This is a genomic window from Streptomyces sp. NPDC096310 (assembly GCF_044763125.1).
GTDB lineage: Bacteria > Actinomycetota > Actinomycetes > Streptomycetales > Streptomycetaceae > Streptomyces.
Genome location: NZ_JBIWFO010000007.1, coordinates 250,423 through 263,592, shown reverse-complemented (window position 1 = coordinate 263,592; position 13,170 = coordinate 250,423). Strand labels below are relative to the sequence as shown.

At 72.7% G+C, this 13,170-nt stretch carries 10 protein-coding genes; 8 read left to right on the top strand and 2 right to left on the bottom strand.

What is annotated here, in order from left to right; genetic code table 11:
* Nucleotides 1-771: 771 nt before the first annotated feature.
* Nucleotides 772-3,750 carry an FAD-binding and (Fe-S)-binding domain-containing protein gene (locus ACIQ7D_RS17410; protein ID WP_403938330.1) on the bottom strand — a complete coding sequence of 993 codons (2,979 nt, stop codon included), beginning with the start codon at nucleotides 3,748-3,750 and terminating at the stop codon, nucleotides 772-774.
* Between the two features lie 288 nt (nucleotides 3,751-4,038).
* Here ACIQ7D_RS17410 and ACIQ7D_RS17405 point away from each other — a divergent pair, with 288 nt between their 5' ends.
* The 7 genes from ACIQ7D_RS17405 (at nucleotide 4,039) to serC (ending at nucleotide 10,936) form a co-directional block, all read left to right on the top strand.
* Nucleotides 4,039-5,607, top strand: a complete 1,569-nt coding sequence (locus tag ACIQ7D_RS17405) for a sensor histidine kinase (RefSeq protein WP_403938328.1) — start codon at nucleotides 4,039-4,041, stop codon at nucleotides 5,605-5,607.
* The gene (locus ACIQ7D_RS17400; protein WP_403938326.1) at nucleotides 5,604-6,059 is read left to right on the top strand and encodes a roadblock/LC7 domain-containing protein; all 456 of its coding nucleotides are present in this window, start codon (nucleotides 5,604-5,606) and stop codon (nucleotides 6,057-6,059) included. The genes ACIQ7D_RS17405 and ACIQ7D_RS17400 overlap by 4 nt, the downstream gene beginning before the upstream one ends.
* Complete coding sequence (locus ACIQ7D_RS17395; RefSeq protein WP_403938324.1) at nucleotides 6,056-6,448, top strand: DUF742 domain-containing protein; 393 nt, start codon at nucleotides 6,056-6,058, stop codon at nucleotides 6,446-6,448. The genes ACIQ7D_RS17400 and ACIQ7D_RS17395 overlap by 4 nt, the downstream gene beginning before the upstream one ends.
* Nucleotides 6,429-7,142, top strand: a complete 714-nt coding sequence (locus tag ACIQ7D_RS17390) for a GTP-binding protein (RefSeq protein WP_403938322.1) — start codon at nucleotides 6,429-6,431, stop codon at nucleotides 7,140-7,142. The genes ACIQ7D_RS17395 and ACIQ7D_RS17390 overlap by 20 nt, the downstream gene beginning before the upstream one ends.
* A complete protein-coding gene (locus ACIQ7D_RS17385; RefSeq protein WP_403938320.1) occupies nucleotides 7,139-8,407 on the top strand; it encodes a cytochrome P450 in 1,269 nt (422 codons plus the stop codon). The genes ACIQ7D_RS17390 and ACIQ7D_RS17385 overlap by 4 nt, the downstream gene beginning before the upstream one ends.
* 44 nt (nucleotides 8,408-8,451) lie before the next feature.
* Nucleotides 8,452-9,693: a cytochrome P450 gene (locus ACIQ7D_RS17380; protein ID WP_403938318.1), complete on the top strand. Its 1,242-nt coding sequence runs from the start codon at nucleotides 8,452-8,454 to the stop codon at nucleotides 9,691-9,693.
* 124 nt (nucleotides 9,694-9,817) lie between these two features.
* The gene (gene serC / locus ACIQ7D_RS17375; protein ID WP_403938316.1) at nucleotides 9,818-10,936 is read left to right on the top strand and encodes a phosphoserine transaminase; all 1,119 of its coding nucleotides are present in this window, start codon (nucleotides 9,818-9,820) and stop codon (nucleotides 10,934-10,936) included.
* A 105-nt stretch (nucleotides 10,937-11,041) separates the two neighbouring features.
* On the opposite strand, the gene ACIQ7D_RS17370 is transcribed toward serC, so the two are convergent.
* Entirely contained in the window at nucleotides 11,042-12,073 is a 1,032-nt protein-coding gene (locus ACIQ7D_RS17370) for a WD40 repeat domain-containing protein (RefSeq protein WP_403938314.1), read from the bottom strand.
* Nucleotides 12,074-12,109: 36 nt separating this feature from the next.
* Between ACIQ7D_RS17370 and ACIQ7D_RS17365 the strand changes: the two genes are divergently transcribed.
* The gene (locus ACIQ7D_RS17365; protein WP_403938312.1) at nucleotides 12,110-13,147 is read left to right on the top strand and encodes an alpha/beta fold hydrolase; all 1,038 of its coding nucleotides are present in this window, start codon (nucleotides 12,110-12,112) and stop codon (nucleotides 13,145-13,147) included.
* Nucleotides 13,148-13,170: the final 23 nt, after the last annotated feature.

Below are 13,170 nucleotides of genomic sequence, written 5' to 3'. Positions count from 1 at the left end.
CGGAGGGGGGTGCGTGGACCGAGAGTCCCGGATAGGGGAGCTTTCGGTCCAGAGCAAGGGAACAGCAGGCAATCGAATGCCCACAAAAGGGGTGGATAGGGCGCAGGGCGTGCTCTGGGGAGGGGGTGGCCTCGGCCCCCGGACACCGCACCGCACCCTGCTCCGCCGAGTCGGGCCCGGCCAGGTCAGGCCCCATCACTCACCCCCGGGCCCCACCCACGGCGAATGACCAGCGGGGCATGAAGCCCAGCGCATGGCCGGTCGGCGGACGCTTGACGAAAGCCGTCACCGCCCCACTCCACGACCGCGTGCCCCGCAGGGCGAACCGGCCCGCAAGCCTGCAACCCACCGCAAGTGCACCGGTGTTTCCCAGTGGACCCTTCCCCCCCGCCCCCTCCCGAAAAAGCTCTCCCAGCGGCGCAAGGGTGCGGGTCAAGGGTGGAGCGCAGCGACATCGGCGAAGCCGACGCGACGAAGGAGCGCCCTTGACGCGCACCCTGGAGCCGCGATCATCAGAGCTGGAGGGGGCGGGCCGCCCGCCATGAAACACCCCCGGCCCGCCCCGACAGGCCCCGCCCGAACCCGCACCCACCACCCGACAGTGACCAGCGGGGCATGAATCTCAGCCCGCATCCGGTCGGCAGCCGCTTGACGAAGCCCGTCACCACCCCACACCACTGTTGCGCGCCCCGCAGGGCCAACCGGCCCGCCACCCCGGCAACCCACCAAAGGCACAGGCGTGTTCCCCAGTGGGCCCGTCCCCGCCATCACTCAGCCCGACTCCTCCGGCGCACCCTCCAGCGCTTCCGCCAAGACCTCCGCCAGGTGGCGGGCCCGGGTGCCGTTCAGTTGGGCCAGTTGTGTGCGGCAGGAGTAGCCGTCCGCCAGGATCTCCGTACCGCCGGTCACCGCCCGTACGGCAGGGAGCAGTTGGTCCTCGGCGCAGGCCGCCGAGACGTCGTAATGGCCTCGTTCGAAGCCGAAGTTGCCCGCCAGGCCGCAGCATCCGCCGCTCAGCTCGCCCGTCAGGCCGACCCGTTCACGGAGGCGGCGTTCCGCCGCGTCGCCCAGGACCGCGTGCTGGTGGCAGTGGGTCTGGCCGGCGACCGGGCGGTCCAGGCGCGGGGGCCTCCACTGCGGGGCGCACTCCTCCAGTGCCTGGGCGAAGGTGCGGACGGACGCGGCGAGGCGGGGCGCGCGGGGGTCGTCGGTGAGGAGTTCCGGGAGGTCAGTGGTGAGCGCGGCGGCGCAGCTCGGTTCGAGGACGACGACCGGGAGCCCCGCGTCGAGCAGCGGTTCCATCACGTCGAGGGTGCGGCGCATGACCGTGCGGGCGCGGTCGAGCTGGCCCGTGGAGACATATGTGAGCCCGCAGCAGACCTTGCCGCCCCTGCCACCATTGCCGCCCCTGTCACGCCCGCCGCTCCCGTCGCCCGGTCCGTCACCCGGTGTCACGAGGTCGAGGCCCGCCGCCTCCATCACCCGGACCGCCGCCTGTCCGACCGACGGCGACAGGTGCTCCGTGAAGGTGTCCGGCCACAGCACCACCCTCGGCCCGCCCCGCGCCGCGTCCCGCGCCGCGTCCTGCGCCGCGTCCCGCCGCCTGCGGCGCAGCCACCGTCCGAACGTCTCCGGTGCCAGTGCCGGGATCGGGCGCTCGGGGGCGATCCCGCCGAGCCGTTTCGCGAGCGCCGCCAAGGGCCGTACCCGCGCCGCCGCGTTCAGTACGCGTGCGAAGGGCGCCGCCAGACGGAGCCAACGGGGCAGCCACCCCATGGCGTAGTGGGCCGCCGGGCGCCGCCGGCCCGCGTAGTGGTGGTGCAGGAACTCCGCCTTGTACGTGGCCATGTCGACGCCCACCGGGCAGTCGCTGCGGCAGCCCTTGCAGGACAGGCACAGGTCGAGGGCGTCGTGCACCTCCGTGGAGCGCCAGCCGTCCGTGACCACCTCGCCCGCCAGCATCTCGTGGAGCAGCCGGGCGCGCCCGCGTGTCGAGTGCTGTTCGTCGCCCGTCGCACGGAAGGAGGGGCACATGACGCCCGTACCCGAACTCGGGCCGGCCACACGGCACTTGGCGACGCCCACGCAACGCCGTACTGCCGCGGAGAAGTCGCCGCCCGCCGGTCCGTCGTGCGGGTAGCCGAACGCGACGTCGACGGGCTCGCGCGGCAGCACCGAGAAGCGCAGGTTGTCGTCGAGGCGGGCGGGGCGGGCCAGTACGCCCGGGTTCAGACCGCCCTTCGGGTCCCAGACGTCCTTGAACTCGCCGAAGAGGCCGACCAGTTCCTCCCCGTACATCTTCGGCAGCAGCTCCGCGCGGGCCAGCCCGTCGCCGTGTTCGCCCGAGAGCGATCCGCCGTGCGCGACGACGAGTTCAGCCGTCTCCTGCGAGAAGCGGCGGAAGCGGCGTACGCCGTCCTCGCTCAACAGGTCGAAGTCGATACGGACATGGATGCAGCCGTCGCCGAAGTGTCCGTACGGCGTGCCCCGCAGCCCGTGTTCGGTCAGCAACGACCTGAACTCCCGGAGATATGTGCCGAGTCGGGCGGGCGGGACCGCGCAGTCCTCCCAGCCGGGCCATGCCTCACTGCCGTCCGGCATGCGGGTCGCCGTGCCGGCCGCGTCCTCCCGTACGCGCCACAGCGCCCGTTGCCCCGCCGGGTCGGTCACGACCGCGCCGTCGAGTGCGTCGGCCGCGCGCACGATCTCCTCGGCGCGGGCGCGCGCCTCGGCGGAGGTCGCGCCGCCGGTCTCCACGAAGAGCCAGGCCCCGCCGCGCGGCAGGTCGTGGGCGCCGCGCACCAGGTCCTCGGCCATGCCCTCGACGGTGAGCGGACCGTACGGGAGCAGCCCGGCGGCGGCCTCGGCGGCGGCGCTCTCGTCGGCGTAACCGAGTACGGCGAGCGCGCGGGCGGCGGGCGCTTCGACGAGCCGCACCGTCGCTTCGGTGACGACGCCGAGGGTGCCCTCGCTGCCGCAGAAGGCGCGGGCCAGGTCGGTGCCGTTCTCGGGGAGGAGCGCGTCGAGCGCGTAGCCGGAGATCCGGCGGGGCATCGCGGGCGGGAAGCCGGTGCGCAGGAGCGCCAGATTCCGGTCCACCAGCGCGCGCAGCCCGGCGGGCGCGCCGGCGGGCGGGGAGTCCGGGCCGGAGACCTCGCCAGGGCCCCAGCCGCGGCCCAGGCGCAGCGCCTCGCCGCCGTATGTCAGGACGGAGAGTTCGCGGATGTTGTCGGCGGTGGTGCCCCAGGCCACCGAGTGCGAGCCGCACGCGTTGTTGCCGATCATCCCGCCGAGCGTGCACCGGCTGTGCGTGGACGGGTCGGGGCCGAAGGTCAGACCGTACGGGCGGGCGGCGGCGCGCAGGTCGTCCAGGACGACGCCGGGCTGGACGACCGCCGTACGGGCCCGCTCGTCCACCGACACGACGGAGCGCAGATGGCGGGTGAGGTCGAGGACCACCCCGACGCCCGTGGCCTGCCCGGCGATGGAGGTGCCCGTGCCGCGCGGGACCACCGGTACGCCGTGCTCCGCGCACACCGCGAGGGCGGCCGCCACGTCCGCCGTGTCGCGCGGCGCGACCACTCCCACCGGAACCCTGCGGTAGTTGGACGCGTCCATGGTCATGAGCGCCCGTGTGGCGGCCCCGAAGTCCACCTCGCCCCGCATGGCTGATTTCAGCTCCTGTGCGAGGGCGGTGGACGTATAGAGCGTCGCTGCTTTCGATTCCCGCTGCTCAACCTGATCGGCCATGTCTCCAGGATGCCCCCGGAGTGCGTGCGGATCGCAGCTTTCGATCTCCACCACACCTGACCGGGAGAAAAAGCCGCCAGGAACCTCCCAATCTGATCGTCAATTCTCATATAGTGGCCACCGTTTGAGCACGTTACGTAGTCCTCCGAGCGGTCCCTCGGGGTCCCCCGGGTTCCCCGGATGGTTCCCTTGAGGGGTACGCCCGGCCGCCGCACACCGCCCCCGTCCCCCCACGTCCCGCCTTTCACCCGCTCCTCCCCCGCCTCTCCGTCTACGAGGTAGCCGAATTTGCGCCGTTCACTCCGGTTCACCGCACCGGCCCTGCTGATATCGGCTGCCGTCAGCGGCCTCCTGTGCCTGTGGGCCGTCTCCGATGCCCCCGCCTCCGTACGGACGCCGCTCGCCTGGGGCGGCGCCGCGGCGCTTGTCGCCGCCGTCACCGCCGTCGCGCACCTCACGGCCGCCCGTGAGCAGCTGCGCGAGCGGAACGCCGTGCTCGCCGCGCGTATCGAGCAGCTCAACAGCGACGCCGAGCGGGCCGCGGCGGACGTACGGCACGCCGCCGCCGACGCGCGGCGCGGCGCCGACGCCGCCTCCCGCAGCGAGTCCCACCGCGCCGCCGCCATCTCCGCCTGCGCCAACGCGGCCGGGCGGATGCAGGCGCTCGCGACGAGCATGCTCGCGGACCTGCGCGAGATGGAGCACCGTCACACCGCCGAGGACGTCCTCGGCGACCTGCTCCATCTCGACCACCGCACCGCGCAGGCGGGCCGGCTCGCCGACTCCCTCGCCGTGCTGACCGGCGCGCGCTCCGGGCGGCGTTGGGCGAAGCCGATCGTGATGGAGTCCATCCTGCGCGGCGCGATGGGCCGGATCAGCGGCTACCAGCGGGTACGGCTGCACTCGACGAGCCAGGTCGCGATCGCGGGCCACGCCGCCGAGGGCGTCATGCACGCGCTCGCGGAACTCCTCGACAACGCGGCCAACTTCTCGCCGCCGACCGCCGAGGTCCATGTGTACGTGGAGGAGGTGCCGGCCGGGATCGTCATCACCGTCGAGGACAGCGGGCTGGTGATGAGCGACGTCCAGTTGCGCCGCGCCGAACAGGCCGTCACGGCGGTGCCCTCGGACCTCAGCGGGCTCTCGGGCACCCGGCTCGGGCTCGCGGTGGTCGGCCGGCTGGCGCGCAAGCACGGGCTGACGGTGTCGTTCCGGCCGTCGGCGCGGGGCGGCACGGGCGCGCTGATGATGCTGCCGCAGGACCTGATCACGCAGTTGCGCCCGGGAGCGCCGGGACCGGCCCCGGATGTGGCGGCCCCGACCGCACCGCCCCGTAAGAAGGCTGAGAAGGCGACAGCGACCGCACGTACGGCGGCAGGTACGGGCGCGGACGTCACCGCGGGCACGGCGGCGGACGCGACCGCGAGCACGGCCGCGAGCACAGCCACGGACATGGACACGGGCGCGGGTGCGGGTGCGGACACGGACGCGACAGCGGTCCCCGCCGCGGACGCGCCCCGGCCCGCCGCCCGGCCCGTACGTACCCCGGCCGACGCCCCGGCCCCCGGCGACTCCCCCCGGCCGGCCCGCGCCGCCGCCGCGCAACCGGCCTCGGAACCCCCGCCCGAGCTGGGCGAGAGCGGGCTGCCCAAGCGGCGCCGGGGCCGTACGCTCGCCGCCTCGATGCGCCGTACCGGCGAGAGCTCGTCCGCCGCCCGCACCACCCCACCCCCCGCACCCGCCACGAGCCCGGCCGTCCAGGCGGCCCGGTTCAGCAGCTTCCGCAAGGCCGTACGGGACAACCCGCAACGCCCGGCCACGACCACGCACCCGGACCCGGAAGGCGATTCCCGATGAACGGCACCACCACCGACGAGAAGCTCAACTGGCTGCTGGACAGCCTGCTCCAGCGCACCCCCGGCGCCCGCCATGCGCTGGTCCTGTCCCGGGACGGCCTCAAGCTGTGCCGTACGCCCGAACTCTCCGTCGACCAGGCCGACCAGCTCGCCGCCATCGCGGCCGGCATCCAGAGCCTGTCGCACGGCGCGTCCGTCGAGTTCGGCAACGGGCAGGGCGGCGTACGGTCCGCCATGGCCGAGTTCTACGGCGGCCTCCTGCTGATCGTGGAGGCCGGGGAGGGCGCCCATCTGGCCGTCGTCGCCGCCGAGGACTCCGATGTCGGCCTGGTCGGGCACAACATGAGCGAACTCGTCGAGCAGCTCGGTGCGTACCTCAGCGCGCCCCCGCGCTCGCCGTCCGCGCCCCCGACACCGAGTACCACGGGCACGGGCGCCACGGGCTCCGTATGAGCGGCCCCGGTCCCGGCGGCCACTCCGGGCGCCCGGGGCGCCCCGGCCGGGACGACTCCCCCGACCGGCTGTACACCCTCACCGGAGGGCGCAGCCGGTCGGACTCCGACACGTTCGACCTGGTGACGCTGGTGGTCGCGGAGTCCGATCCGACCCCGGGCATGCAGTCGGAGCACGTCACGATCCTGCGCATGTGCCGGACCCCGACGGCCGTCGTGGAGATCGCCGCCCAGCTCCGGCTGCCGGGCAGCATCGTCCGGATCATGCTCGCCGATCTGCTCGACACGGGCCGGATCAGCGCTCGTCATCCCCGTACGGATCGCTCGGCCGGCCGGCTGCCCGATCCCCACATCCTGGAGCAGGTGCTCGTTGGACTCCGCAACCTTTGAACGGCCCACCGGCCCGTCGCCGGCCGGTCCGTCCCTCGCCAGTACCGCCGACAACGGTCTGAAGATCGTCGTCGTCGGTGGTTTCGGCGTCGGGAAGACCACCATGGTCCGTTCCGTCAGTGAGATCCGTCCCCTCAACACCGAGGAGACGATGACCCGCGCGGGCGAGGGGATCGACGAGCTCGCCGACCTCGACGGGCTGAGCCGGAAGACCTCGACCACGGTCGCGTTCGACTTCGGCCGGATATCCCTGGACAAGCGGTCGGTGCTCTATCTGTTCGGCGCACCCGGGCAGGAACGTTTCTGGTACCTCTGGGACCAGTTGTTCTCCGGAACGCTCGGCGCGGTCGTCCTCGTCGACACCCGCAGGCTCGCGGACTCCTGGTACGCGATCGACCGGCTGGAGCACCACGGCACACCGTTCATCGTGGCGTGCAACGACTTCGGCGGGCCCCTCCACACGGAGGAGCAGATCCGCGAGGCGCTGGACATCACGCAGGACGTGCCGATGGTGGAGTGCGACGCGCGGGACCGTTCGTCCAGCAAGTACGTGCTGATCACGCTCGTGGAGCATCTGCACACCCTGTCCGCCCTGGCCGAGAAGGACGCGGCAGCGGCGGCGGACGCGACCGCCCCGACCGATTCGTCCGACCCGACCGACCCGTCCGGCCCGTCCCCGGAGGGCACGCCGTGACCACGACGGACCAGGGCTCCGGCGGCGGGACCGGGTGCGGCCGGTTCGGGGACGGCGCCGTCCCCCTCGGCAGCCCCCGCCACCGGAACGACCCCACCGGCCTCTACCGGGAACTGCGGCGCGACCACGGCCCCGTCGCCCCCGTACTCCTCGACGGCGGCCTGCCGGCCTGGCTGGTCCTCGGCTACCGCGAGCTGCACCAGGTCACCGGCGACCCGGTGCTCTTCAGCCGGGACTCCGCCCTCTGGAACCAGTGGGACCGCGTCCCCGCCGACTGGCCCATGGCGCCCATGATCGGCCGCGACCAGCAGTCCGTCCTCTACACCGTCGGTGAACAGCACCGCCGACGCGCCGGGATGATCAGCGAGTCACTGGAGGCGGTCGACCCGTTCGTCCTCAAGCGGTACGCCGAGGAGTTCGCCGACGAGCTGATCGACGCCTTCTGCACGGAGGGCCGTACGGAGATCATCTCCCAGTACGCCGAGCTCCTTCCGGTCCGGGTCCTCGCCAGGATCTACGGCTTCCCCGACGAGCAGGGCCCCGCCATCGTCAAGGCGCTCAACGCTCTGACCGACGGCAGCGAGGAGGCCCTTTCGGGCCAGCGCTTCCTCGCGGAGTCGGTGGCCACGCTGCTGCGGGAGAAGCATGTCGCGGGCGGCCAGGACGTCGTCTCCCGGATGCTCCGCAACGACCGCGGCTTCACCGACACCGAGATCACCGAGGACCTGATGGTGATGATGGTGGCGGGCCACCAGCCCACCGCCGACTGGATCGGCAACTCGCTGCGGCTGATGCTCACCGACGACCGGTTCGCCGCCTCCCTCTCCGGCGGCCGGCACAGCGTCGCCGAGGCCATGAACGAGGTCCTGTGGGAGGACGCCCCGACCCAGAACGTCGCGGGCCGCTGGGCCACCCGCGACACCAGCCTCGGCACCCGCCTCATCAAGGCGGGCGACATGCTGCTCCTGGGCATCGCGGGCGCCAACTACGACCCCCAGGTCCGTACGGACAGCTCCACGCTCACCGGCGGCAACAACGCCTATTTCTCCTTCGGCCACGGCGAGCACCGCTGCCCCTTCCCGGCCCAGGAGATCGCCGAGATCGTGGCCCGCGCGGGCATCGAGGTCCTGCTCGACCGGCTCCCCGACATCGACCTCGCCGTCCCCGCCGACGCACTGACCTGGCGTCAGTCGCCCTGGCAGCGGGGGCTGGCGGAGCTGCCGGTGCTGTTCAGCCCCACCCCGGCGTACGGCCCGGCGGACTGACCCCCCGACCCTTGTCGCTGACGGACCGCTCACGGAGGCACGGCATGAACTGTCCCCACGCACACCGGACCGGTCCCGCCCCGGTCGTCCTCGATCCGCTCGTCGCCGACCTGAACGCCGAGAGCGCCGCGCTCCGGGCGGCCGGCCCGCTGGCGCGCGTCGTGCTGCCCGGCGGCGTGGCCTGTTACGCGGTGACGCACCACGCCGAGGCGCGCCGGCTCCTCACCGATGCCCGGCTGGTCAAGGACATCGATGTCTGGGGCGCCTGGCAGCGCGGCGAGATCCCGCCGGACTGGGCGCTGATCGGGCTCGCCAACCCGGGCCGCTCCCTGCTGACCGTGGACGGCCCCGACCACCGCCGGCTGCGGGCGCTGGTCGCGCAGGCGCTGACCGTACGGAGGGTGGAGCGGCTGCGCGCCCGGATCGAGGAGCTGACGTCCGGCCTGCTGGACCGCCTCGCCCGGCGGTCGCGGGGGCCGGTCGACCTGAAGGCGGAGTTCGCGTACCGCCTGCCCATGAGCGTCGTCAGCGAGTTGATGGGCGTCGACCCGGCGGACCATCCCCGGCTGAAGGAGCTGTACGAGAAGTTCTTCTCCACGCAGACCCCGCCGGACGAGGTCCCGACGATGATGGCGGACCTCCAGAAGCTGTTCACGCGGGTGGTCGACGCCAAGCGCACCGCGCCCGGCGACGATCTGACCAGCGCGCTGATCGCCGCGTCGGAGGACGGCGACCGGCTGACGGCGGACGAGATCCTGAACACCCTGATGGTGATGGTCGCGGCCGGCCACGAGACGACGATCACCCTGATCGTCAACGCCGTGGTGGCCCTGGAGACCCACCCCGAACAGCGCGCGCTCGTACTGGCGGGCACGATCCCGTGGGAGAACGTGATCGAGGAGACCCTGCGCTGGTCGTCCCCCACCTCGCACGTCCTCTTCCGGTTCGCGACCGAGGACATCGCCGTCGGTGACACCGTCCTCCCCGAGGGTGAGGCGCTGATCGTGTCCTACGGGGCGATCGGCCGGGACGAACAGCAGTACGGCCCGACGGCCGGCGCCTTCGACGCGACACGCACCCCCAACCGCCACATCTCCTTCGGCCACGGCCCGCACGTCTGCCCGGGCGCGGCCCTCTCCCGTCTGGAGGCGGCCGTGGCCCTGCCCGCGCTGTACGCCCGCTTCCCCGGCCTGGGCCTGGCCGTACCGGCGACGGACCTCCGCAACAAGCCCGTGGTCACCCAGAACGATCTGTTCGACCTCCCGGTGAACCTGACGGCGGTATGAGCGAGGAGCGCGACCAGGAGCCCGACCACGGCGGGCACGGGCAGGCGAACGGAAGTGCGAGCAGGGGTGTCTCATCCGACGGACACGTTTCCGTCCCGATTCGTGAACGGCTAGGCTCCGGCCCGTGGCCGATATCCAGATTCCCGCTGACATCAAGCCCGCCGACGGCCGTTTCGGCGCAGGCCCCTCCAAGGTGCGGACGGAGGCGGTGGACGCGCTCGCCGCCACCGGTACCTCTCTCCTCGGCACGTCCCACCGGCAGGCCCCGGTGAAGAACCTGGTCGGCTCCGTACGCTCCGGGGTGAGCAGCCTCTTCTCGCTGCCCGAGGGGTACGAGGTGATCCTGGGCAACGGCGGCTCCACCGCCTTCTGGGACATCGCGACGCACGGACTGATCGACGCCAAGTCGCAGCACCTCTCCTTCGGTGAGTTCTCCTCCAAGTTCGCCAAGGCGGCCAAGCTCGCGCCGTGGCTGGCCGACCCGACCGTCATCTCCGCCGACCCCGGCTCGCACCCGGACCCGGTGGCCGAGGCGGGCACGGATGTCTACGCCTTCACCCACAACGAGACCTCCACGGGCGTCGCGGCCCCCGTCAAGCGGGTCGCGGGCGCCGACGAGGGATCGCTGGTCCTGGTCGACGCGACGTCCGGCGCGGGCGGTCTGCCGGTGGACATCACCGAGACGGACGTCTACTACTTCGCCCCGCAGAAGTCCTTCGCCGCCGACGGCGGCCTGTGGATCGCCGTCTTCTCACCGGCCGCCCTGGAGCGCGCCGCCCGTATCCACGGCTCGGGCCGGCACGTCCCGGAGTTCTTCTCGCTGCCGACGGCGATCGACAACTCGCTGAAGAACCAGACGTACAACACCCCGGCGCTGGCCACGCTCTTCCTGCTCGACGAGCAGCTCACCTGGCTCAACTCGCAGGGCGGTCTGGACTGGGCGGTGAGCCGTACGGCCGCCTCCTCCCAGAATCTGTACGGCTGGGCCGAGGCGTCCAAGTACGCGACCCCGTTCGTGGTCGACGCGGCGAAGCGCTCGCAGGTCATCGGCACGATCGACTTCGACGACGAGATCGACGCGAGCGCGGTGGCGAAGGCGCTGCGCGCCAACGGCATCGTCGACACGGAGCCGTACCGCAAGCTCGGCCGCAACCAGCTCCGCGTGGCGATGTTCCCGGCGATCGACCCGGCGGACGTCGAGGCCCTGACAACATGCGTCGACTACGTCATCGAGCGCCTCTGACACCGCCGCTGCCCCTGCCGCTACGGCGGTTCCCGTAACCCTCGCGGGCCCTGGCGCTCTGTGCGCCGGGGCCCGCTCCTCGGTCCCGGTCCCAGTCCTTGCGTCTCAGCCCTTGCGCCGCAGCCGCTTGTAGCCGAGGTACAGAACGGCCCCCGCGGCGAGCACGATGGCCCCGAACGTGGCGTTCCCCGTCTTCTCGCTCCCGGAGGCGGCGTCCCCCGTACCGCTGTCGCCGGACGAGGAACTTCCGCCTCCGGACGATGCGTTGCCGCCCGACCCCTTGTTCAGATCCACCCGTACGACATCGCTCTGAGCGCCCTCCGAGCCGAACATCAGCGCGCTGCCGTCCGTCGTGTACGTCACCGACTCCGCCTGTCGCTGGATGGGCGCCCGCACCCGGTGGTCCGCGCCGAGCCGGCCGTTCTTCCAGGCGTAGGCGCGGGCGCTGAAGTACGAGCGGAGCGTCAACTCCTCGCCGTCCGGCGAGAACGCCCCGTCCGTCACCCACGGCACCTCGCCGATCCGCCGGAAGGTGTTCGTACCGGACGGGGACAGCTCCGCCGGGCCCTCGTACAGCCCGCCACCGTCCTCGTTCTTCGACGCGATGTAGACGCGGCCGGTCTTGGGGTGGACCATCATCGCCTCGGCGTTGCGCGCCCCGTCGGCGTACTGGACGTCGAACTGCGTGGCCCGCACCGTCGCGTCCTTGAGCTGCTTCGGCTCGGGAAAGCGGTAGATCCAGACGTGGTCCCAGGTGCCGTTGAGGTTGTCGCCGATGTCACCGACGTAGACGTTCCCGTCCGACCCGATGGAAATGGCCTCGACGTCCCGGGGCTTGCCGACGCCCCGCATGGTGATCGTCGCGACGGTCTCGCCGTTACGGGAGTCCACGGCGTAGATCTGCGGCCCGTAACCGCTGTCGTTGTGCGTCCAGTAGACGCCCGGGTGAAGGCGGCTGGCGGCCAGTCCACTGGACTCGGTGATCCGCTCGTCCCTGATCGTGAAGCTCTGGTCGGGCTTCCCGTCGTCGGCGGCGAAAGCCGTGGCCGGCCCCCACACGGACAGGGACACGAGCAGGGCCGGCAGGGCGACGACGGCTCCGGAACGGCGGCCACGACCGCGCGAAGGAAAACGCATTCCCCCAGCCTGCCACCCCGCGTAACGTGGTGCGGCATGACCAGGGTCCCCGCCGCCTCGCCCGTCCACCCGCCCATCGAGCCCTACGACCACGGGCTGCTCGACGTCGGCGACGGCAACCACCTGTACTGGGAGGTCAGCGGTGACCCGCGGGGCAAGCCCGCGCTCGTCGTCCACGGCGGCCCCGGGTCGGGGAGTCACCCGTACACCCGCCGGTACTTCGACCCCGAGCGCCACCGCGTCGTCCTCTTCGACCAGCGCAACTGCGGGCGCAGCACCCCGCACGCGAGCGATCCCGCCGCCGACCTGCGGCACAACACCACGGATCATCTCCTCGCCGACATGGAGCGGCTGCGCGGCCACCTCGGGATCGAGCGCTGGCTGCTGTTCGGCGGTTCATGGGGCTCCACGCTGATCCTCGCGTACGCGGAGCGGCACCCCGAGCGCGTCTCCGGGATCGTCATCTCCGGCGTCACGGCCGCCCGGCGCTCGGAGATCGCCTGGCTGTACGGGGGCGCCGGGCGGCTCTTCCCCGAGCAGTGGGACCGCTTCCGCGACGGCGCCGGGCAGCCGGGAGCAGGGGGACCGGCGGGCGGGGAACCAGCCGCCGTCCCCGTGGGGATGGACCACCGTACGGCGGCCGCTCCCTCCCTCGTCGCCGCCTACGCCCGTCTGATGGAGAGCCCCGACCTCGCCGTACGGGAGCGGGCCACCGTCGACTGGTGCGCCTGGGAGGACGCCGTGCTCTCCCAGGAGCCGGGCGGCGCCGCCACCCCGTACGCCAACCGGCCACCGCTGGACCAGCAGGCGTTCGTCCGGATCTGCGCGCACTACTTCGCGCACGGAGCATGGCTGGAAGAGGGCGCCCTGCTGCGCGACGCGCACCGGCTGGCCGGCATCCCCGGGGTCCTCGTCCACGGGCGGCACGACCTGGCCGGTCCCCTCGGCACCGCCTGGGAACTGGCCCGGGCGTGGCCGGACGCCCGGCTGATCGTGATCGACGACGCGGGCCACCAGGGGAGCGCCGAGGGACAGCGCGCGGTGCGGGCGGCGATCGACGCGTTCGCGGACTGAGCCGCACCGCCGCCCGAGCCGTT

Bases quoted from the DNA above. Each gene is read 5' to 3' on its own strand.
- ACIQ7D_RS17395 (WP_403938324.1), top strand. From the start codon at position 6,056: ATGAGCGGCCCCGGTCCCGGCGGCCACTCCGGGCGCCCGGGGCGCCCC.
- ACIQ7D_RS17380 (WP_403938318.1), top strand. From the start codon at position 8,452: ATGAACTGTCCCCACGCACACCGGACCGGTCCCGCCCCGGTCGTCCTC.
- ACIQ7D_RS17410 (WP_403938330.1), bottom strand. From the start codon at position 3,750: ATGGCCGATCAGGTTGAGCAGCGGGAATCGAAAGCAGCGACGCTCTAT.
- ACIQ7D_RS17365 (WP_403938312.1), top strand. From the start codon at position 12,110: ATGACCAGGGTCCCCGCCGCCTCGCCCGTCCACCCGCCCATCGAGCCC.
- ACIQ7D_RS17400 (WP_403938326.1), top strand. From the start codon at position 5,604: ATGAACGGCACCACCACCGACGAGAAGCTCAACTGGCTGCTGGACAGC.
- ACIQ7D_RS17370 (WP_403938314.1), bottom strand. From the start codon at position 12,073: ATGCGTTTTCCTTCGCGCGGTCGTGGCCGCCGTTCCGGAGCCGTCGTC.